This is a genomic window from Sinorhizobium sp. RAC02 (genome assembly GCF_001713395.1).
GTDB lineage: Bacteria > Pseudomonadota > Alphaproteobacteria > Rhizobiales > Rhizobiaceae > Shinella.
Genome location: NZ_CP016452.1, coordinates 1,931,542 through 1,957,577 on the forward strand (window position 1 = coordinate 1,931,542; position 26,036 = coordinate 1,957,577).

The 26,036-nt window shown below is 60.6% G+C and carries 22 protein-coding genes and 1 pseudogene; 7 read left to right on the forward strand and 16 right to left on the reverse strand.

Features of this window, described 5'->3' with window-relative positions:
* Positions 1-22: 22 nt before the first annotated feature.
* Both BSY16_RS30005 and BSY16_RS32210 read right to left on the reverse strand, forming a co-directional pair.
* A complete protein-coding gene (locus BSY16_RS30005) occupies positions 23-691 on the reverse strand; it encodes a helix-turn-helix domain-containing protein (protein WP_069063391.1) in 669 nt (222 codons plus the stop codon).
* Between the two features lie 42 nt (positions 692-733).
* Positions 734-1,138 carry a hypothetical protein gene (locus BSY16_RS32210; RefSeq protein ID WP_150130186.1) on the reverse strand — a complete coding sequence of 135 codons (405 nt, stop codon included), beginning with the start codon at positions 1,136-1,138 and terminating at the stop codon, positions 734-736.
* Positions 1,139-1,320: 182 nt separating this feature from the next.
* On the opposite strand from BSY16_RS32210, the gene BSY16_RS30010 reads away from it, so the two are divergent.
* Both BSY16_RS30010 and BSY16_RS30015 read left to right on the forward strand, forming a co-directional pair.
* The gene (locus BSY16_RS30010) at positions 1,321-1,956 is read left to right on the forward strand and encodes a hypothetical protein (protein WP_150130187.1); all 636 of its coding nucleotides are present in this window, start codon (positions 1,321-1,323) and stop codon (positions 1,954-1,956) included.
* Between the two features lie 11 nt (positions 1,957-1,967).
* Complete coding sequence (locus BSY16_RS30015; protein ID WP_286157289.1) at positions 1,968-3,581, forward strand: GMC family oxidoreductase; 1,614 nt, start codon at positions 1,968-1,970, stop codon at positions 3,579-3,581.
* A 151-nt stretch (positions 3,582-3,732) separates the two neighbouring features.
* Here BSY16_RS30015 and BSY16_RS30020 read toward each other — a convergent pair whose 3' ends face one another.
* The 6 genes from BSY16_RS30020 to BSY16_RS30045 form a co-directional block, all read right to left on the reverse strand.
* A complete protein-coding gene (locus tag BSY16_RS30020; RefSeq protein ID WP_286157290.1) occupies positions 3,733-4,830 on the reverse strand; it encodes a D-TA family PLP-dependent enzyme in 1,098 nt (365 codons plus the stop codon).
* A complete protein-coding gene (locus BSY16_RS30025; protein WP_286157291.1) occupies positions 4,827-5,516 on the reverse strand; it encodes a TetR/AcrR family transcriptional regulator in 690 nt (229 codons plus the stop codon). Before BSY16_RS30025 ends, BSY16_RS30020 begins: the two co-directional genes overlap by 4 nt.
* Positions 5,516-6,589 carry an ABC transporter ATP-binding protein gene (locus BSY16_RS30030; protein WP_069063395.1) on the reverse strand — a complete coding sequence of 358 codons (1,074 nt, stop codon included), beginning with the start codon at positions 6,587-6,589 and terminating at the stop codon, positions 5,516-5,518. Before BSY16_RS30030 ends, BSY16_RS30025 begins: the two co-directional genes overlap by 1 nt.
* Positions 6,590-6,599: 10 nt before the next feature.
* Positions 6,600-7,427, reverse strand: coding sequence for a carbohydrate ABC transporter permease (locus BSY16_RS30035; RefSeq protein WP_069063396.1), 828 nt, complete (start codon positions 7,425-7,427; stop codon positions 6,600-6,602).
* Positions 7,420-8,277, reverse strand: coding sequence for a carbohydrate ABC transporter permease (locus BSY16_RS30040; RefSeq protein ID WP_069063397.1), 858 nt, complete (start codon positions 8,275-8,277; stop codon positions 7,420-7,422). The genes BSY16_RS30035 and BSY16_RS30040 overlap by 8 nt, the downstream gene beginning before the upstream one ends.
* 173 nt (positions 8,278-8,450) lie before the next feature.
* Positions 8,451-9,767 (reverse strand): ABC transporter substrate-binding protein, encoded by a 1,317-nt coding sequence (locus BSY16_RS30045; RefSeq protein WP_150130188.1) that lies wholly within the window; start codon positions 9,765-9,767, stop codon positions 8,451-8,453.
* A gap of 114 nt (positions 9,768-9,881) precedes the next feature.
* Here BSY16_RS30045 and BSY16_RS30050 point away from each other — a divergent pair, with 114 nt between their 5' ends.
* The 5 genes from BSY16_RS30050 to BSY16_RS30070 all read left to right on the forward strand — a co-directional run bounded on the left by BSY16_RS30050 (position 9,882) and on the right by BSY16_RS30070 (position 16,013).
* Positions 9,882-11,042 carry an amidohydrolase family protein gene (locus BSY16_RS30050; RefSeq protein ID WP_069063399.1) on the forward strand — a complete coding sequence of 387 codons (1,161 nt, stop codon included), beginning with the start codon at positions 9,882-9,884 and terminating at the stop codon, positions 11,040-11,042.
* A gap of 22 nt (positions 11,043-11,064) precedes the next feature.
* Entirely contained in the window at positions 11,065-12,507 is a 1,443-nt protein-coding gene (locus BSY16_RS30055; RefSeq protein WP_069063400.1) for an aldehyde dehydrogenase family protein, read from the forward strand.
* A 177-nt stretch (positions 12,508-12,684) separates the two neighbouring features.
* A complete protein-coding gene (locus BSY16_RS30060; protein ID WP_502696022.1) occupies positions 12,685-13,530 on the forward strand; it encodes a fumarylacetoacetate hydrolase family protein in 846 nt (281 codons plus the stop codon).
* A 123-nt stretch (positions 13,531-13,653) separates the two neighbouring features.
* Positions 13,654-14,403 carry a 2-amino-5-chloromuconate deaminase CnbZ gene (cnbZ, locus tag BSY16_RS30065; RefSeq protein WP_069063402.1) on the forward strand — a complete coding sequence of 250 codons (750 nt, stop codon included), beginning with the start codon at positions 13,654-13,656 and terminating at the stop codon, positions 14,401-14,403.
* 8 nt (positions 14,404-14,411) lie between these two features.
* Positions 14,412-16,013: a GMC family oxidoreductase gene (locus BSY16_RS30070; protein WP_069063403.1), complete on the forward strand. Its 1,602-nt coding sequence runs from the start codon at positions 14,412-14,414 to the stop codon at positions 16,011-16,013.
* A 180-nt stretch (positions 16,014-16,193) separates the two neighbouring features.
* On the opposite strand, the pseudogene BSY16_RS32635 reads toward BSY16_RS30070, so the two are convergent.
* The 8 genes and pseudogenes from BSY16_RS32635 to BSY16_RS30110 form a co-directional block, all read right to left on the reverse strand.
* Positions 16,194-18,274, reverse strand: a pseudogene (locus BSY16_RS32635) (methyl-accepting chemotaxis protein).
* Positions 18,275-18,489: 215 nt separating this feature from the next.
* Positions 18,490-19,488: a phosphate acetyltransferase gene (gene pta / locus BSY16_RS30080; protein WP_069063404.1), complete on the reverse strand. Its 999-nt coding sequence runs from the start codon at positions 19,486-19,488 to the stop codon at positions 18,490-18,492.
* Positions 19,488-20,486, reverse strand: coding sequence for a YeiH family protein (locus BSY16_RS30085; protein WP_286157371.1), 999 nt, complete (start codon positions 20,484-20,486; stop codon positions 19,488-19,490). The genes pta and BSY16_RS30085 overlap by 1 nt, the downstream gene beginning before the upstream one ends.
* A 111-nt stretch (positions 20,487-20,597) precedes the next feature.
* Positions 20,598-22,373, reverse strand: a complete 1,776-nt coding sequence (gene xsc / locus BSY16_RS30090; protein WP_069063406.1) for a sulfoacetaldehyde acetyltransferase — start codon at positions 22,371-22,373, stop codon at positions 20,598-20,600.
* Between the two features lie 44 nt (positions 22,374-22,417).
* A complete protein-coding gene (locus BSY16_RS30095; protein WP_069063407.1) occupies positions 22,418-23,818 on the reverse strand; it encodes an NAD(P)/FAD-dependent oxidoreductase in 1,401 nt (466 codons plus the stop codon).
* A 15-nt stretch (positions 23,819-23,833) separates the two neighbouring features.
* The gene (locus BSY16_RS30100) at positions 23,834-24,214 is read right to left on the reverse strand and encodes a nuclear transport factor 2 family protein (protein ID WP_150130241.1); all 381 of its coding nucleotides are present in this window, start codon (positions 24,212-24,214) and stop codon (positions 23,834-23,836) included.
* A 113-nt stretch (positions 24,215-24,327) separates the two neighbouring features.
* Complete coding sequence (locus BSY16_RS30105) at positions 24,328-25,155, reverse strand: ABC transporter permease subunit (RefSeq protein ID WP_069063409.1); 828 nt, start codon at positions 25,153-25,155, stop codon at positions 24,328-24,330.
* The gene (locus BSY16_RS30110) at positions 25,148-25,960 is read right to left on the reverse strand and encodes a taurine ABC transporter ATP-binding protein (protein WP_069063410.1); all 813 of its coding nucleotides are present in this window, start codon (positions 25,958-25,960) and stop codon (positions 25,148-25,150) included. The genes BSY16_RS30105 and BSY16_RS30110 overlap by 8 nt, the downstream gene beginning before the upstream one ends.
* Positions 25,961-26,036 lie beyond the last annotated feature (76 nt).

Sequence of the window (26,036 nt, forward strand, 5' to 3'; positions counted from 1 at the left end):
CAGTTTTTCCTCAAGAGCATAATCAATTGTTTTGATTCCGCTTCTGCGGATAGCTGATGATTGACAGGTAACGAGCCGGCAGATGAACCAGTTCCTGCGGTCCGTGCGGTGAATCGGCGTCGAAGAAAAGGCTGTCACCCGGTTGCATCGTGTAGAGTTGGTCGCCGTGGCGGTAGACCACTTCGCCTTCCAGCATATGCAGGAACTCCATGCCTTCATGCTGGAACGTCGGAAAAACGTCGGACTCGGTCGTCAGCGTTATGAGATAGGGCTCGACCGTGACGCCGCTGGTGTTGTTGGCGATGTGGCCGAGCAGGCTGTACTGATGCCCCGCGCGCGTGCCGCGCCGCTCGATGTTCACGCCTTCGCCGGCTTTGACGAATGTCGCATTGTGCGGCTCCTCGAACCGGCGAAAGAACGCCGTGAGCGGCACGCCGAGCGCTCTGGTCAGGGCTTGCAGCGTGGTCAGCGAGGGTGAGATATTGCCGTTCTCGATCTTCGACAGCATGCCCACGGAAATGCCTGTTGCGGTGGCAAGGTCGGTGACGGTGATGCCGAGCGCTTTGCGATAGGTGCGAACCTCGTGCCCGATCGCCATTTCCAGATTGTTTTCCCGCGGTTCGCGAATCCGGTGCGGATCCTGGGACAACAGCGCCAGCTTCTGCCCGTCTTTCTCGTTCTTCTCGGTCATCGTTATCTCCTACGAATTATGTTCCTTACAGGAAACATCTCGTTATTCGGAGGAAATTTTTCCGCTGAGTGAATTCGACGCAGTAGCGAAGGGAGCCCTGAAGCCTGTTTGAACCGAGCGCCTGCTGAAGCTTTGCGCTTCGCTAAATGTCAGCGTCGGCGATCGCGACCCTTCGGGCCGCGAAATAGTGATCAACGGCACGACCCAAGACGTGAAGCCGGCGACGTGCTTCATGTCGACATCTCGGCACTGGCGCCGGACATGGTCGTTGCCGAGATAACCCTGGAGTCCGATATATGATGTTGGTCCGTTCTGGCCTAGCCGGATATTCGCTTCTGGCGATGGCGGTCGACACATCAACTTGACGAGCTTCATCACGGTCTCTTCCGTCTTGTGTTTTTCCGGCACCATTTCAATGCCGTTCCGAGGCTCATAGGCCCGCTTCAAGAAGGATCACTTCGCAGCGGTAGACCAGTTTTTGTGGCGAACGATTCTTATTGACTGACCAGTCAGTTTATATGCTACAAACGGCAATCGGGAGATCCATGGAGAAAACCGAATTTGTATCTCGGCCTGCATTGAGACGCGTGAAGAGTACCCGTTAAATTCGCGCTTCTCCTGGTCAACAAGTGGCTACAAACCTCACAAAATTCCCGAGTTCATTTTTTCAAAAAGAAGAACTCAACCAAAATAGAATTCAACCAGATGATTTAGGAAGAACTGAATTGTCGATTACAACAACAATCCTCTCTTCGAGTAACCGAACCGAACAACCGCACATTCTTAAACTGCTGATTGATGAGCTTATTCCAGGCGACACTTTATGGCCAAAAGCTTCCGAAATCGGCCTAGATAACGTGATATTGCTTCGCCTGTTTGGCCAGGAATCGTCCGCTCTCTTCGAGCAGTTGGCACCCGTTCTCGATTGCAGTTCGGATGGCCTACTTAGTACCGCCTCAGCAAACCGCACCTCGGCGGTCCGACGCTTTGAAGAGCTAAGCCCCGCCCTCTTCGAGAAAATCTATACCGCAGCGGTCCTCGCCTACTACGAGATGCCAGTCGTTGTAGAGGCGATCAGAGCTAGCGGTCGACCATATTCTGCATCCCCTCATGCAGACGGATATGTCATGCCTGCCTTTGACCATGAACACGATACGCCGCGCCACGGTCGTGGATCTTACATGCGGACCGGGGACGTCACCCCTCTGGATTTGTCATCACTCGATCTTGATGCGGTGAGCACACATTGGGGCCTGCAGCGATGAGTGGGGAGCGAATGTGTGACATCCTGATTGTTGGCGCTGGAGCGACAGGCGCTCTTGCGGCGCTGGTACTCGCGCAGGCTGGCCTGGATGTGGTTTGTCTGGAGCAAGGGGCCTGGGTGAATGATGCCGATCGACCGCATCACCTTGCGGACTGGTCCTGGCAGCGGCGAACCAGATGGAACCCTGACGTAAACAGGCGCGACCATGCCGATGATTTCCCGGTCAAATCCGACTCATCGCAGATCCTGATGTGGAATGCTGTTGGTGGGTCCACCAACGTTTATGGCGGCCTATGGCCTCGATACCGGCCCTCGGACTTCAGGAAAGGCACCGAACACGGGCTTCAGCCAGACTGGCCTATCACCTATGAGGATATTTCCCCTTTTTATGAAAGCGCAGACAGAATCATAGGCGTCTCGGGACTGGCCGGGGATCTTGCAATGCCGCCGCGTGAACGCTGCCCGACAGGGCCACTGCCTGTTTCTGATGTCGCTCGGCGGCTTTCCGCCGGTTTTGACAAACTGGATTGGCATTGGTGGCCGGTAGAGGCCTCAGTCATCTCAGAAGACTATGACGGCCGCCCTGCCTGCAACAACTGCGGCGTATGCAACGGCTGTCCTCGCGGTTCGATGAACGAATTCTCGACTTCGATATGGCCCAAGGCAATCCGTGCCGGATGCGACCTGCGGACCCACGCCCGCGTCTTGAAGATTGAGAAGGGAGCGGATGGGCGAGCAACGGGCGCATACTACATCGATCGCAACTCGGATCAGATTCTGTTTCAGAAGGCACGAATTGTCGTCCTCGCCGCCAATGGCGTCGGAACGCCGCGTCTTCTCCTGGCCTCGAACAATCTGGCCAACAGCAATGATCAGGTCGGCCGGAACCTGCTGCACCACACGCTCGTGGCGTCAGAAATGTGGGTCGATGGTCCCGTCGATGGCCATATCGGCTATGCAGCCTCGCTTATCTCGCGCGAATTCGCGGAAACCGATATATCGCGCGGTTTCGTAAATGGCTTCAATCTGAACTGTGTAACCTCAACCCCCTCTGCGGGCGAACTGGCGGCTGGATGGTTCTCTTCGGCGCGCGCGCCCTGGGGATCCGGCCACCATCAATGGTTTGAAAATCATTTCGGCCGCTCCATTGGTGTCTTTGCGATAGGAGATGATCTTCCCAATCCGGAGAATCGCGTGTCGCTCGACCCTGAACGAACAGATTCGGACGGAATGCCCGGGGCAAAAGTGCAGTATGCCCCAGGCGAGAACGACAAGCGCATGATGAATTACATGCTTGACCGGCTGAAGGAGCTTGCGCAAGCATGCGATGCCGTCGAGTACCGCCTACAGGATTATCGTGACGAAGGTGGCGTGTACAGAACACCCGCCTGGCACATGCTGGGCACTTGCCGGATGGGCAAAGACCCGGAAACCTCTGTGGTGAACGGCTGGACACAGAGTTGGGAGGTGCCCAATCTGTTCATTGTCGACGGAAGTGTTCTTGCGACCGGCGGAACCGTAAATCCGACACCGACCATCTCTGCAATGGCGCTGCGAACCGCAACCTATATCCGCGACAACTTTGCCGTTCTATCGACGGCCACCAAGCATACGGCAATGGATTGATGTGTCGAATGACTGGAGCGCAATGTTTCCATATGGAAGCATTGCGCTCTGATTTGTCGACGCAGTGCGTTATGCTTTCTTAAAACAATCGATCTTCGCGCCGAAGCTTTTGAAGTGTGAAGACCAGCGCAGGCACGGCTTCGTCCGGGCGTCAGGCGATCCGTCCACGCGCGGCCACTGGCTCGGCTCGGATGTAGTGCTCCCCTCTGACGAGATGGACAGAGTCGACCATGTTGGAGACAACGCAGGCATGGTTGGGAACAATGCGCAGGAGATCGCCCACCGTCGGCGCCGGTCCGCCGGCATACTCGATCCTTCCGTGCTCTTCGTTGAGTGAAATCACCGCCCAATCGGGACGGTCCAGCACCAAGCCGTAGCCGCTCATGCCGAATAGATCGGAAGTCAGCACCTTTGTGCCAGCGTCCACGATGGCGCGACCGTGTTCCGGCGAACTGATGACAGTCGACAGAACTGTCAGCGCGCAATCCTCAACGCCGCATGCGCCGGCAGTGACGAGTGAGCGATCGTTGTAAATGTAGCTGCCCGGCCTGTATTCCGTCAGGACTGGGTGGTGTTTCATCGCATACAGTTCGGGGGTCCCGCCGCTGGAAACGATGGGCGTCTCAATGCCCGCCGCACGGACTAGGCACGCCGCATGATCCAGCCATTCGCAAGCTGCGTTGCCTTGACCAGGGCCCGGATACGTCATCAATCCGGCGAAGCGCAGGCCCGGAGACTCGGATATCAGCCGGGCCAGTTCGAACGCACTCTCCGATGTCAAAACACCGCATCGATGCATTCCGGTATCGCATTCCACCAGGACGTCGATTTCGCGCTTTTCGTTCGCGAATGTGCGAGCAAGGCCCTCGACGACTGCAGCACTGTCGGCAACCACGGATATGCGGGACCGTTCAGCAAGTCGTTTAAGACGCTCAAGCTTGCGGTTACCGACAATGTTGAACGTTATCAGGATGTCTTCGATGCCCGCGTCGGCCATGACCTCGGCTTCGCCGATCTTTTGCGCAGTAATGCCAATCGCCCCTGCCGCCAGCTGTGCATGGGCAAGCAGTGGCAGTTTATGCGTTTTGATATGAGGCCTGATTGCCACGCCCAGGCGATCGCACTGATCCTGGCAGCGTTTTATGTTTCGTTCGACGATATCGAGATCGATCAGTACTGCCGGGGTTTCAACAATATCGCGCCAGCGCAGCGTTCCAGCCATCGGCAGCTTCAACGGTTCATCACTCATTTCGGCTCACCCGTCGTCTTGACGTTGCGCAAGTAGTCGAGAACCATCTCCGTCATATGTGCGAGCCGCTTCTCCTCCGCCCCCTCGGCCAGCAGATCGCGATTGAAAACGACGCTCAGCGTCCACCGGTTGGACAAGAAGAAGTAGCCCAGACCAACTATCGAGATGTAAAGCTCAATAATATCGACATTCGCGCGGAAGATACCCTGTTTTTGACCGCGGCTGATCAATTCACCCAGACGCTGGGAGAGCGGCGAAAACATGCTGCGGACACTCTCCGATCTCGCCAAATGTTCGGATTTCATCAGGTTTTCGGAGTTCACCAACACGATGAACTCGGGATGGTTGACGAAATAATTGTACGTATGCGCAATGAGTTCGCGAATACCCGCTTCCGGCTCGAAATCGGCCAGAACCAGGGCTTCGTTCTGGGAGCGCAGCTCCCGATAGATGTCCTCCAGAACGGCGACGAACAGCTCGTCTTTCGAATTGAAGTAGTGGTAAAGCACACCCTTGCTCATGCCGGTACGGGTGGCGATGCGATCGGTACGCGCACCATCGTAACCGTTTTCGGCGAACTCCTCGCGAGCCGCTTCGATGATCGCGAGCCGCGTGCGTTCGGGGTCACGCTTTCTACCAGCCGGTTCTGCTCCACTGTCGGAGCCTCGCTTGCGCATTGTTACCATCAAATACGTTCCTTCGTTTCGGCTGCGAAGAGGTGGAGATTGGTCGGGTCGAAGACGAGCCCGACATGCTCTCCTTGCATGAGATGCTGGCGGTTGCGAGATTGGACAGTCCATTTCTCGGAACCGACTGAAAGAATGATGTTCGTTTCACATCCGGTATGTTCGACGAGATCAACCGTTCCGGTGAGCTTGGCCCCCTCTGGAGAAACAACTTCCAGGTGTTGCGGCCGGATTCCGGCCACGACGTCCCTGTGAGCCGAGGGCGCGACATTAGCGAGGTTGATCGGACCAGAACCGGCATCGAATTCGAGCCTGGCTGATCCGTCCGCGGCAGACAGCGTTGCGTTGCCCAGGTTGATCGTCGGCGAACCGAGAAACCCGGCGACGAAAACATTTGCCGGTTTGTCGAAAAGCTCAAGCGGAGTGCCCACCTGCTCGACTTTGCCTCGGTTCATCACGACGATGCGGTCAGCCATGGTCATCGCCTCGATCTGGTCATGCGTAACATAGATCGACGTCGCGCCCAGCGACGTGTGCAATTGGCGCAACTCGATGCGCATATGATGCCTGAGTTTCGCATCGAGATTGCTCAATGGTTCATCGAATAGGAATGCCCGCGGCTCTCGTACCATGGCTCGGCCCATCGCGACGCGTTGACGCTGCCCGCCGGAAAGGGCGCGCGGTTGCCGGTCAAGAAGCGCATCGAGATGTAACGTGTTGGCAACTCCGGCAATAGCACGGTCAATTTCGTCCTTGCTGGTGCCGCGCAGTTTGAGGGGAAAGCCGATGTTCTGGGCGGTCGTCATATGCGGATAAAGCGCATAGGTCTGAAAGACCATCGCCAAGTCGCGGTGCTGCGGGCCAACGTCGTTAACGACCTTGCCGTCAATGGCGATGGTACCTCCCGAGATCGATTCCAGCCCAGCTATCATCCGCAAAAGCGTAGATTTTCCACATCCAGACGGACCGACCAGTACAACAAACTCCCGATCCTCGATTTCAATATTGATGTCGTCGATGATCGTAAGCGAGCCATATTGCTTGCGAATGTTGGTGAGATTGATCGAAGCCACTTTGCTCCTCCTACTTGACGCCACCCAACGCCATTCCCCCGATGAGGTAGCGCTGGATGGATGCAAAGACGATTGCGACAGGCACCGACGCAAGCAGCGTCGCGGCCATGATGAGATGCCATTCAATTTGATAGAGAGTCCCTGTCAGGAACGCGATCTGGACCGGTGCGGTCTGCTGGCTGACCTGACGCAGCAGTGTCAGCGACATCGCATATTCATTCCAGGAATTGACGAAGGTGAAGATTGCCGTCACGACGACACCGGGAAGACACAGCGGCAGGAAGACACGGACGAAGGCACTGAAGCGGCCGGCACCATCCATCCACGCGGCCTCTTCGAGATCTTTCGGGATTGTCGCGAAATAGCTTTGCAGCATCCATACGGCAAATGCCATGAAGAAGGCGCTGTGCGCGATTATGACCGACAGAAGGCTGTTGACGAGGCCGAAATAGGCAAACATTCGGAACAAGCCGACGATCAGGACGATCGGCGAGATCATCTGGGTGATGAGCAGGTAGTTGGTCAGTGCACCCTTGGCTGGAACCCTCATCCGGGTGAGCGCATAGGCGGCCGGGATAGCCACCGCAAGGGACAGGACGGTCGCCCCGACACTGATAGCCAGCGAGTTCACCAATGCCCGTCCGAAACCTTTCTCGAAAATGAGTTCGGCAAAATTGCCCAGATAGAAATCGCGTGGCAACCAGGTTCGATGGAAGGTGAATATCTCGTCCTTCTGCTTCAACGACGTCGACAGCATCGTCGCATAGGGAAAGAGAACGACCACCAGGAAGGGCGAAAGTAGTGCCCAGCAAACAAGACTTTTCTTCGCCTTAGACATCGTTGCGTGCCCCCTGCGCTTTTGTCAGAAACAGATAGACGACGGCGAACACCAACAACATAGCAAACATCACAACAGAGCCGGCTGCAGCGTTGCCAAGCTTCCCGAAGGCGAAGGCTTGCTTGTAGACATAGGTGATCAGAATGTCGGTCCGGTTGGCGGGACCGCCGTTCGTCATGATCCAGATGATCGGGAAGGAATTGAAGACATAGATGACGTTGAGGACGAGCGCGATCTGCATGAACGGCCAGAGCAGTGGCATCGTGATGTAGTAAAACTTCTTTGTCGACGACGCCCCGTCGATGGCGGAGGCCTCGTACAAGGACTCCGGAATGGACGTCAGTCCACCAAGCAAAATCGTTACGGTAAATGGTACCGACACCAAAATTCCGACCATTATCTCGATGACGAATGCCATCCTGGCATCGGCCAACCAGGGATAGTTCTCAAATGGCAGACCAAGTGCGGCCAGCGTCATGTTGAGCGTTCCAAAATCACCGTTGACGACATAGCGCCAGACCACCGCCGTCATCGCCAGTGAAATGGCCCACGGCAACAGCACGATCGTTCGGGCGATCGTCCGACCATAGAAATCCTCATTGAGGATGAGAGCGATCGGCACCGAGACCAACAGGGTTCCACCCACCACGCAGACAGTCCAGACGAAGGTCTGGCGTGCAGCTTGCAGAAAAACCGGGTCGGCGAACGCTTTGACAAAATTGGTCAGCCCGGCGAACTCACGGACCATGCCCGTGCGGCTCACATCGAAGAGCGACATGCGGATCACGTCGAATATCGGATAGCCGATCACGGCGACCGAAAGCAGCAGACAAGGTGCGATCAGGATCATCGCCAAGGCCCGATCCGGTTGCCCAGCCCTGTTCGGCCGCCCCGTGTTAACGCCCCGTCTTGGAGCGGTATTCTCAATTCCTCGCATACGCGCTTACCTTTAAGGAAGAGAGGTGGCGTGGTGTCACGCCACCCGAGGAGAGCGGGTTCGCCCGCGGACGACGATTTCAGGACCTATTGGTCTTCGGCAAGGATCGCGTCCATCTTCGCGGCGGCCTGCTTCAGGCCTTCTTCGGCCGAAACCTCACCCGAATAGATCCTGGACAATTCGGTCTTGAGGCCGTCCGCCATCTCTTCCCAACGCGGGAACAGGGGTGCAAATTTTGCCAGCGGCCCCATTTCCAGAAACACTGACATCTTCGGATTCTCGGTGAAGAAGGGCTCGGTCGATTCCGCCTTCAAGACCGGGACAAAACCTTCGAGCTTGCCGAATTCAAGCCTGTTTTCCTTGTTGAAGATGAACTCCAGGAACTTCATCGCCTGGGGCTTCACTTTCGAGGACTCCAGGACGGCGATCGTGTCGGTAACGCCGTAAGTCGCCTCGGTCGTCGCGACCGGAATGCGGTTGATTCCGTATTCGACATCCTTGCCCTGCTCGGCGAGCTGCGCATTGAACCAGGGACCTGACAAGACCATGCCCATCTTTCCAGCGGCGAAGAGATTCTGCAGGTCTTCGCGGCTGGCACCGGTGACGCCCGGCTGCGTGACGCTTGCCTTGATCATCCGCAGATAGTTGTTGGTCGCCAGCACGGCCTCCGGGGAGGCGAAACCGCTTTTGCCGTCCGGGCCGAGAATGCTGCCACCGTGGGTCCAGAGGCTGTAGAACCAATAGCCTTCGGTATCCAGGTCCCTGCCCTGAACGCCGATGCCGTAGACGCCATCGCCGAGCGCGGCGATTTTTTTGGCTGCCTCGAACGTTTCGTCCCAGGTCGTCGGCGGCTTCGCGATACCAGCCTTGTCGAAGAGCTTCTTGTTGTAGAACAGGCCGCGTGCCGATGCGGCAATCGGCAGGCCCCACGTATGACCGTCCTGCTTCTGAAGATCGAGGTATGTCGGCACGAAAGTGTCGGCAAAGGCGGGCGACATCAGGTCTTCGATCGGGGCGAGCGCCCCGTCCTTGGCAAATCCCGCCATCCAGCGCGTCGCCATATGCGAAACATCGGGTGCGGTGCCGGCTGAGATGTCGCTGACGAGCTGCTGCTGCATCTCCGGCCAGGGGAGGTGCTCGATCTGGACCTCGATGTCAGGATTCGCAGCATTGAATTTTTTAGCAAGCTCTTGGAAAAACGGGCCTGTTTTGGCGCTGTATTCCGCAACCCGGACCCGCACTGTGTCCGTGGCCCAAGCACTGCCAGAGTGCAGCAACGCCGCTGCAGTTGCCGTACTGATTACCAATGCGGCCAAAAACCTATTGCCCATAAGAACCTCCCAAATGGTGCTGTGAATGTCGAATGACACAGCCATCTGAAATGAAAATACCGCCGCTGTCAATATTGACTGACTAGTCAGTATGTGCTTTTTTGATGCGCAGATCACCACTCATCTTGAACGGCCTGCGCCAACAACAGGCGCTGCATAGGGCCCTAACCGGAGACAAGTTCGCCAATGGCACGAAGAACAATTCTACAGGGCGGCCATGTCCTGGCGTTTGGCGACACACCGGCTGCAACTGCAGATGTCGCCATCGTAGACGGTCGCATTTCGGCCATTGGCACCGGCTTGGCGCGTCAGGACGATATTGTCGTAGACGTACGAGACGCAATCGTCCTGCCGGCGTTGACTGACATCCATACACATATTTACTGGGGCGCCACCTCCTTGGGGGTCCGGCCGGAACTGGTTGCACATCGATCCGCGACCGGAACCTTCGTTGATGCCGGCTCGGCCGGTGCAGGAAACTTCGAAGGCCTGAAGACCTTTATCTTCGAGGCCCTGCCGTTCCATGCCTTTGCCTTTCTCAACATCTCGTTTCCGGGAATCTTCGGTTTCTCCAAGCGCGTCATGGTCGGGGAATGCTGCGATATGCGCCTCGTCGACCCAGAGAGCTGCATCGAAGCCGCGCAGGCTTACCCAGAGAGAATCGTCGGCATCAAGGTGCGAGCCGGCCGGAAAGCTTCCGGCGAAAACGGCGGCGCAGCCCTCGAAGTGGCGCTTAAGGTGGCGGAACGCCTGAAACTGCCGGTGATGTGCCACGTCGACCTCGACCCTCCCACCATCGAGGAAGTCCTGCAGCAACTGCGGCCCGGCGACATCATCACGCATTGCTGCCGACCAGACCCCAATGCGGCGACCGAAAATGGCCGCGTCCGGGACGCGGTATGGCGGGCACGCGAAAACGGCGTCCATTTCGACATCGGCCATGGCATGGGCGGCTTCTCCTTCCGCGTCTGCCGCGAGATGTTGGCCGAAGGTTTCGTGCCCGACCTGATCAGCTCGGACATCCATTCCCTTTCGGTGAACGGCCCTGCTTTCGACCTTCTGACCACGATCAACAAGATGATCGCGCTCGGCGTGGATCAGACGACGGCTCTGGCTGCCGGCAGCGCCAACCCTGCAAAGGTGATCGGCCGCCCTGATCTTGGCCGCATCGCCGTTGGCGACGAAGCCAATGTTGCTGTCTTGAAATGGCGGGATGAGCCCTGGACTTTCAGAGACGCGGCCAGCGAAGGCCTCGAAGTTTCCAGAAGATTGGTGTGCGATCGCCTAATCGTGAAGGGTCGCGAGATCGACCCAGCGGGCAGCAGCCATCCCATGCAATCCCAATAATACACCAAGCGGAACAGCGACAATGGATCACAGTGTAGTTCAGGCGCACCATTTCATAGCCGGCAAGTGGGTACCGTCAAACGGCGGCAAGACGTTCGAGGCGAGGTCGCCTTACGACGGCCAGCACCTGGCGGTGCTCGCCGAGGGCGACCGCAGCGACGCGCAAGATGCGATCAAGGCGGCGCAGGCTGGCCACAATGCGCTATCCAGGTTGTCGCCATGGGATCGCTCACGCCTCTGCAACCGCGTCGCCGACGTCATCGAGAGGCGTCGCGACGAACTGGCGCTCACACTTGCCCGCGAGCAAGGCAAGCCGCTGGCCACGGAGGCCTATGGTGAGGTCGATGCCGCCGCAACCGGTTTTCGGGAGGCTGCCGAGCTGATCAAGTGGCTCGAAGGTGAATTCATCCCCGTGGAGACGCCTGGCAAGAGGGTGATAAGTTTCCGCCAGGCGCGTGGTGTCTATGCCATCGTCACGCCGTGGAATTTTCCAATCAATATCCCCGTCGAGTATCTCGCCCCCTGCCTTGCGGCAGGCAACGCGGTCGTCTGGGTACCTGCGCCAACCACGTCGCTTTGTGCGGTCAAACTGATGGAATGCATTGCAGAAGCTGGCATTCCCGATGGCGCCGTCAATCTTGTCGTAGGGCCGGGCGCGATCGTCGGGGATGAGATCGTCTCCAATCCAGGCACGCATGGGATCGGCTTCACCGGCAGTCCGCAGACCGGAAACGCAATCGCGAAACGCGGTGCTGGAAAACCGATGCTGCTGGAGCTAGGCGGCAATGGACCGGTCGTCGTGCTGGATGACGCCGATCTGGATCGGGCAGCACAGGCTGCCGCGTTTGGCAGCTTCTTCAATGCCGGGCAGGTCTGTGCAGCGACGGGGCGAATACTCGTCACCGAGAAGAACCATGACGCTCTCGCAGCCCGCATCGCGAACATTGCCGCGGCCATCCGCCTTGGCGATCCGCTTCTTGCCCAGACGACAATGGGACCGCTGAACAATCAGCAGGTGATCGCCAAAGTCGAAGAGCACGTGGCGGACGGGTTAGCCCGCGGCGCAGACATCCATGCCGGCGGCAAGAGGGGCACGGGCCTGCTCTACGAACCCACAGTCCTCGGACGCGTCGATCGCCAAGCCCTACTAAATACTTCCGAGACGTTCGGGCCAGTGGCGCCTCTGGTGGTCTGCGCAGACGATGCCGACTTGCTCGATACGGCCAATGCGTCCTCGCATGGGCTAGCCGCCAGTGTATTCACCCGCGATCTGAGCCGCGCCTTCGCATTTGGCGAAAAGCTCCGGGCCGGTCTCGTCAACGTCAACAGCGCAAGCTGCTACTGGGAGCTGCACCTGCCGTTTGGCGGCGCCTCGGGCAAGGCAAGCGGCCTGGGCCGCCTTGGCGGCAAGCATACGTTGCGCGAAGTCACCGACGTCAAGACTATCACCTTCGACATCAGCTGAAGACCAGGACGGGCGGTACCGCCCGTCCGGTTCTCCACGCCAACAATCAAACATGGATCGGCATCGTGCCGGCCGCAAACCGGCACTCGGTTTGCGAGGACAAATACCGTTCAATCGCAGTGAGGAACAATGCGCCTTTGTAGTTTTCTCCATGCCGGCCGAGCCGGATACGGTGTCGTGACGGACGACCGCGTCATCAACATCAGCGGCGTCCTTGGCGATCGCTTCCCGACGCTTGCAAGCCTCCTCGCCGAGGATGACTTCCTCGGCACCTGCACCCAGGCGATCGGCCACAGCTCAGGGCTGGCGCTTGCCGATATCCAGCAGCAGGCGCCAATTCCCAATCCGGGAAAGATCATCTGCGTCGGGCTGAACTATCACGACCACATGGTCGAAACGCGCCACGCACCGACACAGCATCCGACCTTGTTTGCCCGCTTTGCCGACTCGCAGTGCGCGCATGGCGAGCCGATGCTGATGCCATCGGTTTCGACCCAGTTCGACTTCGAGGCGGAGCTTGCCGTCGTCATCGGCAGAGGCGGTCGCAATATCCAGCAGGATGCCGCGTTGGATCATGTCGCTGGCTACTCGTGCTACAATGACGGCTCGGTTCGTGACTGGCAGATCCATACGTCGCAGTTCCTTCCGGGAAAAAATTTCCCGGCGACCGGCGCATTCGGGCCGTACCTTGTCACTGCCGACGAGATCCCTGATCCGCAAGACCTGGCCATCAGCTGCCGTTTGAACGGGGACACCGTCCAGGCTGCTCGCACCAGCCAGATGATACATTCCGTAGCGCAGCTGATTGCTTACATCTCGCGTATTACGCCGTTTTCTCCCGGCGACGTGATCGTGACCGGCACGCCTGGCGGGGTGGGCTTCGCGCGCGTCCCTCCCCTCTTCATGAAAGATGGTGACGTCGTCGAGGTCGAAATCGAACGCGTCGGAGTGTTGCAGAACCAGATCATCGGTGAAGCGGCCGGAGGAGCGAACACCCGAACGCAACACGCGCTTCCGGCCTGATGCCGGCACGCTGAGAACCCAACAAAATATTCGCCGTTTGCCTGAATTGCACACGGTGTTCTGACGAACCCATTCCAGATGGTCTGCAACCAATCTGGCCAGCCCCTGCAGGAGATATACACCATGGGCGAAGTTATTGACTTTCAGTCTGGCGGCTACCGTTTCATCAAAGGCGTCACGCAATATTCAGGCGGCGTGGCCGCCCTGCCGGGCTTTCGCCTGGAGAGGGTGCGGTTCGCGACACCCTTGCCCCTCAAGGAAGGCTTTGCACAGATCAAACAAATCATCGGTGCTGCCGGCAGGCCGCTTACAGCATTCGCAGCGTGCGAACTGCGGTCACCCGCACCATTTACCGAGGAGGGCTTCGTTGCTTTCAACAGCAGCTATACGGAGACCCTCAAAGCCTGGGGCCTCATCGACACGGGTCTGAACCCGGTTGCGCGCAGCAACGTGTGTCCGCAGGTCACGCCGCCACTCGTACCGTCGATCTATGCCTTCTCATACACAGTGCACAGCGCTGAAGCCGCACCGTCCTTCGTCGTCTCCGGTTCCGCAGAGGTGCCAGAAGGCCACGCCGCCTATCGCGATCATATCATCAACCGTGGCGATCTTTCCCCGGCGGGATTGCGCGCCAAAGCACAATTCGTGCTGGCGGAGATGGAGCGGCGTTCCGGGCTTCTGGGCTTCGGGTGGAAAGACGCAACCGCGGTCCAAGTCTACACGATACACAACCTCCACCCGTTCCTGGCTGACGAAATCGTCAAGCGCGGAGCAGCACGCGCCGGCCTTACATGGCACTTCAACAACCCACCCGTCCTAGATCTCGAATACGAAATGGACCTTAGGGGTATTGCAGTAGAGCATGTCGCTTGAGGCGTCAGATGAGCAAACGCATAGAAATTGGCAGCTACGATTATGTGATCGTTGGGGCTGGCTCGGCCGGTTGCACTCTTGCAAACCGGTTGAGCGCCGACCAGGGCAAGCGTGTGCTGCTCCTGGAGGCCGGCGGCTCGGACAACTACCACTGGATCCACATTCCGGTGGGCTACCTCTATTGCATGGGCAATCCGCGCACCGACTGGGGCTACCGTACAATGGCGGAGCCCGGCCTGAACGGACGGTCGCTGGCCTATCCGCGTGGCAAGGTAATGGGCGGCTGTTCGTCGATAAATGGCATGATCTACATGCGCGGTCAGTCCGCCGATTACGATCACTGGCGCCAGCTCGGCAATCCCGGCTGGGGCTGGGAGGATGTGCTACCGCTGTTCAGGAAATCGGAAGACCATCACAGTCTTTCCGGCCCCTTCCACGGCCAGGGCGGTGAGCTCAGGGTAGAACGCCAGCGCCTGAGTTGGCAGATACTCGACGCGGTGCGCGAAGCGGCGGAAGAGCTCGGTGTGCCCAAGGTCAACGACTTCAACGCTGGCACCAATTTCGGCTCGTCCTATTTCGAAGTGAACCAGAAATCAGGGTTCCGTTTCAATGCCGTGCGCGCGTTCATCAGGCCGGTGCAGCATCGTAAAAACTTGACGATACTCACCCACGCGCACGCCGAGCGCATCGTGTTTTCCGGGTGCCGGGTTTCGGGGCTCGACCTGCGTCTCAACGGCAAGCCGGCGCATGTGGCGGTGCAGGGCGAGTTGATCCTCTCCGCCGGGGCGATAGGCACGCCGAAGCTGCTGCAACTATCGGGCATAGGACCTGCCGCGCTTCTCAAACGCCACGGCATAGAGGTGATACATAACCTTCCCGGCGTGGGCGAAAACCTGCAGGACCATCTGCAAATCAGGACCGCCTTCAAGGTATCGGGAGCAGAAACGCTAAACGAGCGCCAGGCAAGCTTCACAGGCAAAGCTCTGATTGCGCTTGAATATGTCCTCAAACGCTCCGGGCCTATGTCGATGGCGCCAAGCCAACTCGGTATCTTTATGAAGTCGGACGCGTGCTTCGAGACACCCAACATCGAATTCCATATTCAGCCACTCTCCTTGGAATCTTTCGGCCAACCGCTGCACAGCTTTCCGGCCATTACCGTTTCGGCGTGCAATCTCAGGCCGGAATCGCGCGGGCATGTGCGCATCATCTCAGCCAAGCCCGACGATCATCCGGAAATCACGCCCAACTACCTCTCCACCGCGAGCGACCGTGAAGTCGCGGCCTCTTCCATAACCATCGCCCGCCGGTTGATGGAAACCAAACGGATGGCCCAGTTCCGCCCCGAGGAATTTAAGCCGGGTAAGCATATCCAGACGCCCGAAGACCTCGCGCATGCCGCAGGCGATATCGCCACGACTATTTTCCATCCGGTCGGCACTGCGCGGATGGGCGATGACGACGCGGCGGTGGTCGATCCGAAGTTGCGCGTACACGGCATCGAGGGACTGCGTATCGCTGATTGCTCAATCATGCCGACAATCGTCTCAGGGAACACCCACGCAGCTGCGGTCATGATCGCCGAAAAGGCAGCCCAGTTAATCCTCTGAATTTTAGTTGAAATGGCATGCCGACGAGACGGGTGTACGGTCGAGTTTTGGCTCCGCGAGCATCGTGATCTTTCTGTCGCCATAGAAATCGCCAGCCTCCCTGACACGTCAAAAGAACCAGAATTGGAGGTTGCGAGCACCAGGTAGCAACCTCCAAATCCCTTTATAAGGAGAGGCCGGTCAGGCCGCCCGGCGCACCGGGTTGGCGGCATAGGTTGCGCCACCCTGGCCGAGCCGGAACTGCGCCAGAAGCGCGTTGAGGGCTGCGGCCTCGGCGGCGAGGCCGTGGCTGGCGGCGGTCTGCTCCTCCACCATGGCGGCGTTCTGCTGCGTGCCCTGGTCCATCGTGTTGACGGCGGTGTTGATCTCCTGGAGACCCGTCGATTGCTCGCGGGCGGCCAGGACGATGGCGTTCACATGGCCGTTGATCTCCTGCACCTCGCGAACGATCGCTTCGAGGGCAGCACCCGTCTCGTCGACCAGCGACACGCCGGAGCGCACCTGTTCACCCGACGTGGTGATCAGCGCCTTGATCTCCTTCGCCGCATTGGCCGAGCGTTGGGCGAGTTCGCGCACTTCCTGCGCCACGACGGCAAAGCCCTTGCCGGCCTCACCGGCACGCGCCGCTTCCACGCCGGCATTCAACGCCAGCAAGTTGGTCTGGAAGGCGATGTCGTCGATCACGCCGATGATGTTGGTGATCTCGCTCGAGGATCTTTCGATGCCCTGCATGGCCGAGACGGCGCGGCGCACCACCTCGCCCGACTTTTCGGCACCGGTGCGGGTGCGCGAGACCAGCGAGCCGACCTCTTCCGCGCGGCGGGTCGAGTCCTTCACGGTCGTGGTGATCTCCTCCAGCGCGGCGGCGGTCTCTTCGACGGAAGCGGCCTGCTGCTCCGTGCGGCGGGCGAGATCGTCGGCAGCCGCACGGATTTCCATGGCGCCGGCATCGATGGCGCGGGCATTCTGGCCGACCGTCGTCATCGCCGTGTGCAGTTTGGTGACGGAGTGGTTGAAGTCGGTGCGCAGGCGATCGAGATGGCCGGCAAAGGGGGCGTCGATGCGGTGGGCGAGATCGCCCTCCGCCAGTCGACCCAGGCCGTCTGCCAGCGCCTCGACGGCGTGATGGATTTCGGCGGCTTCGCGGGCCTTTGGCTGCCTCACGCTCGCGGCGTTCGCTTTCGGACAGCACGCGGCCCTCCTCGGCGGCGTTTTCGAAGCGCGTGCGCTCGATGGCATTGTCGCGGAACACGGCGACGGCAGCGGCCATACGGCCGATCTCGTCGGTGCGGTTCGCCGCCGGAATCTCCTCCGATACGTTGCCGCGCGCGAGCCGGCTCATCATGTCGGTCATGCGCACCACGGGTTTTACGACCAGTCGCGACAGAAGCAGCGCCAGCACCCCGATCATGGCGACGACGCCGACGACGGTGCCGATCGACGCGGCCAGAAGGAACTCGCCAATGCTCGCATTGGCGATATCACGATCGGCGACCAGGTAGAGATACCAGTTGCCGACCGACAACCCGGCAATCGGCAGGAAGCTGACGAGCACCTGCTTGCCGCCAAGCTCGGTCTACATGAGCCGCTTGCCGTCGATGATCGGGGTCGCCTGCGGGAACACGTCGGCAAGGGACTTGGAGATCAAAGCGGGATCCGGATGGACGAGCACCGTGCCGTCGCCGTTGACGAGGAAGGCGGAGCCCATTCCGCCGAGATCGTCCTTGCCGATGATGCCGATGAGGCCTTCGAGCGGAAGGTCGGTACCGGCGACGCCGATGAGTTCGCCGTCACGCTTGACCGATACGACGGCGCTGATCACCAGCGCGTTGCTGGCCGTGTCATGGTAGGGATCCGTCAGCAGCGGTCCGCCGAGCTTGACGGCGTCCTTGTCCCAGGCGCGTTTGCGCGGATCGAAATCCTTGGGCATCTTGGCGGGTGGAAGGCGCGTAAAGGCGCCATCCGCCTCGTTGCCGTAATAGATCATGGCGAATTCACGCGACAGCAGCGGACTGCCGAAGCGCTGGATCATATCTTCCTTACCGGTCGATTTACCGGCGATCTCGCCGACCAGTTCGGTCAGCATCACGCGAGCGTTCAGCCAGTTGGAAATGCCGGCCGCCGCCAGCTGGCCGGACGATTCGATCTCCGCCACCACGCCCTTGTCGACCGTGCCACGTTGCAACGTGTCGATATAGACCGAAAAAGCCGGAAAAGGCCGCGATGACGGCTAGCGGTGCTGCCAAAAGAATCTTGGCCATGAGGTTGAGACGTATTTTCGAGGAAGTCTCCCAAAAACCAATGCCCGGCCGTGCCCACGCACAAGCAGGAGTTCTGATCGTATGATGTGCGGGAAATCGGGCTGTCATGGCAGCGCCGAGCGAACTCGCTCGGAAGTGCGGAATTGATAGGGGCCGCTAAAACTCGCTCAAAATCCCGTGGGTTTTGTTTGAACTTTAAGCGAGGCACGCGGCCCTCAGCGATTGCCGGCCTGGACCACGGTCACGGCGATCATGTGGAAGACGTCGGCGGCGGTGCAGCCGCGCGAAAGGTCGTTGGCGGGCTTGGCGAGACCCTGCAGGATGGGGCCGATGGCGGTGGCGCCGCCGATGCGCTGGGCGATCTTGTAGCCGATGTTGGCAGCGTCGAGATTGGGGAACACGAAGACATTTGCCTCGCCGTGCAGTGCCGACTGCGGCGCCTTGGCAGCGCTGACGGCCTCGACGAAGGCGGTGTCGAACTGCAACTCGCCGTCGATGACGAGACCGGGTTCCGCAGCATGCGCCAGCCGCGTTGCCTCCACCACCTTTGAGACACGCTCGTGCGCGGCGCTGCCGGCCGTCGAAAAGGACAGCATCGCCACCTTCGCAGGCTTGCCGGCCAGTGCCTCAAAGGAGCGCGCCGACATTACAGCGATATCGGCGAGGCCCGCAGCATCGGGATCGACCACCAGCCCGCAATCGGCAAAGACGAAGGCGCCTTTCTTCACATGATGCGCTTCGCACAGCATCATCAGGAAGAAGCTCGATACCAGTCCGACATCCGGCGCGCGGCCGATGGTCTGGAGCGCGGCGCGCACCGTATCGGCGGTGGTCGCGACCGCACCGCCCACCGTCCCGTCTGCCTCGCCCTCGCGTACCATCATGGCGGCAAAGACCAACGGCGAGCGGACCGCCGCGTCGGCGGCGGCTTCATCGATGCCCTTGGTCTTGCGGAGCGCGTAATAGGCGGCGGCGAGGCGCGGCGTGAGAGGAGATGAAACAGGATCCTCGATGCGGATCTCGCCCGCTCCTGCCCCGACCGCTGCAAGTCGCTCTTCGACGATTGGTTGTCGACCGACGAGGGTGATACTGGCGACGCCCGCGCGGACGGCCTGCACCGCCCCCTCGACAATGCGTGGGTCTTCCCCTTCAGCGAGCACGATATGTTGCGGTGCGGATTTTGCGGCTTCGAGAATTCGGTCCAGCGGTTTCATCAGGCGTGCCCCAGATAGTGAATGCCGACGAGGATGAAGACAGCGATGAAGGCGGTCTCGGCGACAATGAGAGCGACAGCATCGCCACCGACGTCCAGCACACGACGTAGCGAGGTTCGCATGCCGACGGCAACGATGCCGGCGAGCAGCGCCCAGCGTGAGGTCTCCATGCCGGCCTTCGCCACCAGTTCGGGCACCAGGCCGAAGGAGTTGAGCGCCGCGAAGATCAGAAAGGCGATGACGAAGCCGGGCATCAGCGGCGGGCGCTTGCCGCTCTCCCCGTCCGGCTGCGGCACGTTGCGCAACGAGAGAGAATAGACCAGCACGACCGGCGCCAGCATGGTGACGCGGATCAGTTTGACGAGCGTCGCCGTTTCGCCCGCCTCCGGCGAGACGGAGAAGCCGGCGCCGACGACCTGCGCCACATCATGGATAGTGCCGCCGAAGAAGATGCCGGTTGCGCGCGCATCCAACCCCATGGTCTGGGCGATGATCGGGTAGGCTATCATGGCAAGTGTCGAGAGCACCGTGACCGAAAGCACGGTAAAGATCAGGTTGCGCTCGGAAAATTCGTTCTTCGGCAGCACGGCGGCGATTGCCATCGCCGCGGAGGCGCCACAGATGGCGACGGCACCACTGGTGAGCAGCGCCAGCCGCCAGCCGCGGCCGAGCAGTTTCGCGGTGAGCAGGCCGAAGCTGATCGTGGCGACCAGCGCCGACACGAGCAGGAGGATGGTGCCGGCACCGAGCCCGATCAGCAGATCGACGCTGATGCGCATGCCGAGCAGCGCGACGCCAATCCTGAGCACATGCTTGGCGCAGAAATCAATGCCTGCCACGCACCGTCCCTCTTCCGACAGGAAGTGGAAGGCGATGCCGAGCAGCAGAGCCATCAACATGGCCGGCGCGCCGTAGTGATCGGACAGGAACTGGGCGGCGACGGCCACGGCGGCGGTGACGGCGAAGCCCGGCCAGTAGGCGGCAAAACCGGAGGGCATGCCCCGGAAACGGTCTTGGACGGAGGCGGCGAAGGTCATGATGTCGGTCCAGTCGCTTGCGGTAAACCTTGCCCGCCCGGGCGCACCGGGCGGGGCGGGGGTCATGCGGGATCAGGCCCGCGGCTGCGGGCGCATGTCGGCGCGGTCGATGCCGGCAACTGGCACCGGCTTCTTCATCGCATCACGGCGGAAGGGTTCGCCGAGCTCCTGGTTGAGGATGACTTCGACGAAGGTCGTCACGCCACGCGCCTGGTCGGCAATCGCTTTCGATAGCGCCTCGGTAAGAGCCGCCGTCGTATCGACGGAAACACCCTTCAGCCCGCACCCCTCGGCCACCTTGGCGTAGCTGAGATTGGGGTTGAGTTCGGTGCCGACGAAGTTGTTGTCATACCAGAGCGTTGTGTTGCGCTTTTCCGCACCCCACTGGTAGTTGCGGAAGATCACCATGGTGATCGCCGGCCAGCCATCGCGGCCGATGGCGCCCATCTCGTTCATCGAGATGCCGAAGGCTCCATCGCCGGCAAAACCGACCACCGGCACATCCGGGCAACCGATCTTGGCGCCGACGATCGACGGGAAGCCGTAACCGCAGGGACCGAACATACCGGGTGCGAGATATTTCCGGCCCTGCTCGAAGGTCGGATAGGCGTTGCCGATGGCGCAGTTATTGCCGATGTCGGTCGAGATGATCGCTTCCTTTGGCAGTGCGGCCTGGATCGCCCGCCAAGCCTGGCGCGGCGACATGCGATCCGGCTCGCGGTTGCGCGCACTTTCGTTCCATTCCGTGCCGACATCGTCATCCTCATGGTCCATCGACGAGAGCTGCTGCTGCCAGGCCGAGCGGGTCTGGTGGACGGCCGCCTTTCGCTCCTCGCGGCCGGCATTGCCGGCAGTCGAGGAAAGCTGCTCAAGGATTTGGCCCGCCACCTGCTTTGCGTCGCCGCAGATGCCGACGGACACCTTCTTGGTGAGACCGATGCGATCGGCATTGATGTCGACCTGGATGATCGCGGCATTCTTCGGCCAATAGTCGATGCCGTAGCCCGGAAGGGTCGAAAAGGGATTGAGTCGCGTGCCGAGCGCCAGCACGACGTCGGCCTTGGAGATCAGCTCCATCGCCGCCTTCGAACCGTTATAGCCGAGCGGGCCGACCGACAGGCGGTGGCTGCCGGGGAAGGCGTCATTGTGCTGATAGCCGCAGCAGACCGGGGCATCGAGCCGCTCGGCGAGCTTCATGGACGCGCCGATCGCGCCGCCGATGACGACGCCGGCCCCGTTGAGGATAACCGGGAATTTGGCTTCCGACAGCAGCCTTGCAGCCTCTGTGATTGCCTGCGGGCCGCCGGCCGGGCGCTCGAAGCGCACGATGGAGGGCAGGTCGACATCGATCACCTGGGTCCAGTAGTCGCGCGGGATGTTGATCTGCGCTGGGGCGCAGCCGCGGATCGCCTTCTCGATAACCCGGTTGAGCACTTCGGGAATGCGCGAGGGATCACGCACCTCTTCCTGGTAGCAGACCATCTCCTCGAACATCGCCATCTGGTCGACTTCCTGGAAGCCGCCTTGGCCGATGGTCTTGTTGGCCGCCTGCGGCGTGACCATCAGGAGCGGTGTGTGGTTCCAGTAGGCGGTCTTCATAGCGGTGATGAAGCCGGTGACGCCCGGGCCGTTCTGGCCGATGGCGATCGCCATGGTGCCGGTCGCGCGGCTAAAGCCGTCCGCCATCATGCCGGCATTGGTTTCGTGTGCGCAGTCCCAGAAGCGGATGCCGGCCTTGGGAAACAGGTCCGACACCGGCATCATGGCCGAGCCGATGATGCCGAAGGCATGTTCGAGGCCATGCATCTGGAGAACTTTGACGAAGGCTTCTTCGGTGGTCATTTTCATGGCGGGGTCCTTTCCCTGACGGAATTGATCGAGATGTCTGGCGGTTAGAGGATTTCGTCGCGCAGGGCGTACCAGCGGTACATTCCCCACTGGCCGAGCCGGCGGAACGGGGTGAGAAGGCCGTGGCTGGGCAGCGGGGAGGTGAAGATCGGAAGGTCGAGGCCGGCGCCCTTGCCGGCGACCATCTGCGCCATGCGGCGGCCGGCTTGGGCCGAATACATGACGCCGTTGCCGCCATAGCCCATGGCGTAGAACAGCCTTTGGCTGGCATCCGGCTGGAAGATGCGCGGCATCATGTCATGGCTGACATCCACCCATCCCCACCAGGAATAGTCGATCTCGATGCCGCGCAGGATCGGGAACTTTCGGTAGAGCCCCTCCAGCAGCAGCGCGAGATGTTTCGGGTTGGTGGCGTCACGCCCGGTGATGGCGCTGCGGCTGCCGATCTGCACCCGACCGTCCGGCAGCATGCGGTAATAGTGGCGCAGCGTGCGCGTATCCGTCAGCGGAATGCGCGCCTTGAAATTCAGCGCCTGCTGCTCGCCCGCCGTCAGCGGCCGCGTGACGATGGAGTTCGACAGGATCGGCATCAGGCGGTGCTTCGTCAGCGCATTCATGCCGGGGGACGTATAACCGGCAGTCGCGATGCAGACGGCGCGGGCGCGCACCGTGCCGCCCGGCGTGCGGAGGTAATGCACGCCGCCCTTGGCGGTACAGTCGAGCACGGGGCTCGAGGTGTATACCGTAGCACCAAGGCGCCGCGCCAGCCGGAGATAGCCGAAGGCGAGCTTGGCGGCGTGGATGCCCATGCCATCCGGCTCGTACATGGCGCCGCGGGCTTCTGCGTCATTGACGAAATCGCTGTGGATTTCTTCGCGCGAGACCATGCGGGTGCGATAGCCGAAGACATCGTTGAGAACGCGGGTCTCGCTTTCGAGCGCCGGGAGAACCTTGTCGCGATGCGCGATGTAGAGATGGCCGCCATCCTGCGGATCGCAGTCGATCTCCGGCTCGCGGACCAGCGCGCGGAACAGGTCGAAACCCTCGGCGATCTCGGAATGCATGCGCTTTGCGACATCGACGCCCCAGCGGGCGATCCACTGCGAGCGCTTCAGCCGGCCGGCGGAGAGCTGGGCCTGCCCGCCATTGCGGGTGCTGCATCCCCAGGCGACGCCGTTGGCTTCCAGCACGGTCGCCTTGATGCCGTGCTCGCGGGCCAGGTGGATGGCGCAGGAGAGGCCGGTATAGCCCGAGCCGATGATGGCGACATCGACATCGATATCGCGCATGATCGGGCCGTCGTCATCCGGCTCGGGGCCGGCGGTGCCGATCCAGTAGGTCGGCGCGTAGTCCTTGCCGATGCCGGGGTTCGGGGCATGTTCGGGATCATAGGCAGGATCGAACGGCGCCCTACCGGCCCTCTGGGGATTAGTGTGCTGTTGCATGGCCTTGCTCCGACCCTAGTAGCGAGGCTGAAGGACAGGGCGGTTCTTGCGGAACGCCTGCTTGCGAACGATTTTGTCGCCCTTGAAGGTGAAGAGGTCGCAGCCCTCCGCCTCGATACGGCTGCCATCGGCGGCCGTGCCGGAGAAGGTCCATTCGGAAACGCCGCGATCCCCCTCGACGAAATGGCTGTGATTGCCCCATTCCGCATCCGGCATTGCCTTCCAGACCCCGCTGAAGGCGTCTGCGATCGCCGCGATGCCGACAAAGCGTGTGCCGTAGACCTCCGGGCCACCGACCGCGTTGAACACACAGTCTTCGGAAAAGAAGTGCATCACCCCATCGATGTCGTGCCGGTTGAAGGCATCGAACACGCTTTTGAGATCGGTTGCAGTCAGTGTCATCGTCCTGTCCTTTGGCTGTCGAAGGGCATGGCTTCGCCGGAGACGGGAAAAGCCGTCTTCAAAGGCCACCACGGCCGGGTAGGTGGAGTGTCGAAAGTGTCCGCCGGTTAGACGCGGCCCTTCCAGGGGATCAGCGTCTTTTCGAGGTAGCGGATCAGAAGGTCGAAGGCGAAAGCGAAGATGCCGATGACGAAAATGCCCATGATCACGGTGTCGCTCTCGAGGTTTTCCGCTGCGTTGAGGACCATGAAGCCGAGGCCTCGATTGGCGGCGACCATTTCTGCCGCCACCAGGGTCGTCCAGCCGACGCCGATGCCGATGCGCATGCCGGTGAAGATTTCCGGCAACGCCGCCTTCATGATGACTTGGCTGATGACCTGGCCGCGGGTGGCGCCCATCGCATAGGCCGCATGGATCTGCTCCGTCGACACTGAACGCACGCCGGCCCTTGCGGCAATCGCCATCGGCGCGAAGATCGCCAGATAAATCAGGAATACCTTCGGGAATTCGCCGATGCCGAGCCAGATGATGACCAGCGGCAGGTAGGCGAGCGGCGGGAGCGGACGGTAGAATTCGATGATTGGATCGAACAGGCCGCGCACGAAGCGGTTGACGCCCATTAGGATGCCGATCGGCACCGCCGTCACCATCGCCAGCAGGAAGGCGCCGAAGACGCGGCCGATACTGGCCAGCGTGTGCTGCATCAGCGTCGAATTCGAAACGCCGTCCGTCATCGCCAGCCAGAACTTGTCCCACACCGCCAGCGGCGAGGGCAGGAAGAGCGGCTTGACCCAACCGGACTCGGTCACGAGGAACCAGAGCGTGATGAGCACGGCTGCGGTCACGAAGCTGATGAGGGCGCTGTTGCCTTCACCCGGAGCACCAAAGATCTTGCCGGCCTTGACGGGCTTGGCCCGTGTCACTCTGTCAAGCATGGGCCATCTCCGGGTTGCCGGACGCACGTTCGTCGCCATAGATGATGCCGAGTACTTCCTCGCGCATGCGGATGAATTCCGGACTCGACTTGATCGCCCGGGCATTGCCCTCGGCTAGGAACTGCCGGTTGAAATCGAGTTCGTAGGTATGGGTGATGCGGCCCGGGCGCGGCGACATGACGATCAGCCGCGAGCCGAGGAACAGCGCCTCTTCCACGCTGTGCGTGATGAAGAAGAACATCTTGTTGGTGAGCTGCCAGACTTCCAGCAGCAATTCCTGGATGGTTTCGCGCGTCAGTGCGTCCAGCGCTGCCATCGGCTCGTCCATCAGAAGCATGGCCGGGTCGCAGGTCAGCGCCCTTGCGATGCCGACGCGCTGCTGCATGCCGCCCGAGAGATGATAGATCATATGGCGGTGAAAATCCTGCAGACCGACGAGGGCGAGGTTTTTCGTCGCGATTTCCCGCCGCGCCGCCTTGTCGATGCCACGCAGTTTCAGGCCGAACTCGGTGTTTTCGATCACGTTGAGCCATGGCAGAAGCGCGTGTTTTTGGAAGACCACGCCACGCTCGGCGCCGGGCCCGTTGACCCGGTGGTTGCCGAGCGAGATGTCGCCTTCCGACGGCGCCATGAAGCCCGCCATCAGGTTGAGCAATGTCGTCTTTCCGCAACCCGAAGCACCGAGGGCGACGACGAAGTCTCCGCTCTTGATGGTGAGATTGACGCCCTTCAGGGCAATCACCGCCTGATCCGAGTACAAGCCCGGATAGGTCAGGCTGATATTCCTGACGCTGAGTGTTTCCATGAGAAATGCCTCCCTGCACCTCGGTTACGTCTGTAAGCGATGATGGCTGCACCGGCCGCTCCACCGGCCGGTGCGC

What these genes read in the sequence shown, in the direction of transcription:
- BSY16_RS30020 (WP_286157290.1), bottom strand. Translation starts at nt 4,830, where the DNA reads ATGAGTGATGAACCGTTGAAGCTGCCGATGGCTGGAACGCTGCGCTGG.
- cnbZ (WP_069063402.1), top strand. Translation starts at nt 13,654, where the DNA reads ATGGGCGAAGTTATTGACTTTCAGTCTGGCGGCTACCGTTTCATCAAA.
- BSY16_RS30055 (WP_069063400.1), top strand. Translation starts at nt 11,065, where the DNA reads ATGGATCACAGTGTAGTTCAGGCGCACCATTTCATAGCCGGCAAGTGG.
- BSY16_RS30105 (WP_069063409.1), bottom strand. Translation starts at nt 25,155, where the DNA reads ATGCTTGACAGAGTGACACGGGCCAAGCCCGTCAAGGCCGGCAAGATC.
- BSY16_RS30015 (WP_286157289.1), top strand. Translation starts at nt 1,968, where the DNA reads ATGTGTGACATCCTGATTGTTGGCGCTGGAGCGACAGGCGCTCTTGCG.
- BSY16_RS30095 (WP_069063407.1), bottom strand. Translation starts at nt 23,818, where the DNA reads ATGCAACAGCACACTAATCCCCAGAGGGCCGGTAGGGCGCCGTTCGAT.
- BSY16_RS30110 (WP_069063410.1), bottom strand. Translation starts at nt 25,960, where the DNA reads ATGGAAACACTCAGCGTCAGGAATATCAGCCTGACCTATCCGGGCTTG.
- BSY16_RS30040 (WP_069063397.1), bottom strand. Translation starts at nt 8,277, where the DNA reads ATGATCCTGATCGCACCTTGTCTGCTGCTTTCGGTCGCCGTGATCGGC.
- BSY16_RS30035 (WP_069063396.1), bottom strand. Translation starts at nt 7,427, where the DNA reads ATGTCTAAGGCGAAGAAAAGTCTTGTTTGCTGGGCACTACTTTCGCCC.
- BSY16_RS30070 (WP_069063403.1), top strand. Translation starts at nt 14,412, where the DNA reads ATGAGCAAACGCATAGAAATTGGCAGCTACGATTATGTGATCGTTGGG.
- BSY16_RS30005 (WP_069063391.1), bottom strand. Translation starts at nt 691, where the DNA reads ATGACCGAGAAGAACGAGAAAGACGGGCAGAAGCTGGCGCTGTTGTCC.
- BSY16_RS30050 (WP_069063399.1), top strand. Translation starts at nt 9,882, where the DNA reads ATGGCACGAAGAACAATTCTACAGGGCGGCCATGTCCTGGCGTTTGGC.
- BSY16_RS30085 (WP_286157371.1), bottom strand. Translation starts at nt 20,486, where the DNA reads ATGCCCTCCGGTTTTGCCGCCTACTGGCCGGGCTTCGCCGTCACCGCC.
- xsc (WP_069063406.1), bottom strand. Translation starts at nt 22,373, where the DNA reads ATGAAAATGACCACCGAAGAAGCCTTCGTCAAAGTTCTCCAGATGCAT.
- BSY16_RS30025 (WP_286157291.1), bottom strand. Translation starts at nt 5,516, where the DNA reads ATGGTAACAATGCGCAAGCGAGGCTCCGACAGTGGAGCAGAACCGGCT.
- pta (WP_069063404.1), bottom strand. Translation starts at nt 19,488, where the DNA reads ATGAAACCGCTGGACCGAATTCTCGAAGCCGCAAAATCCGCACCGCAA.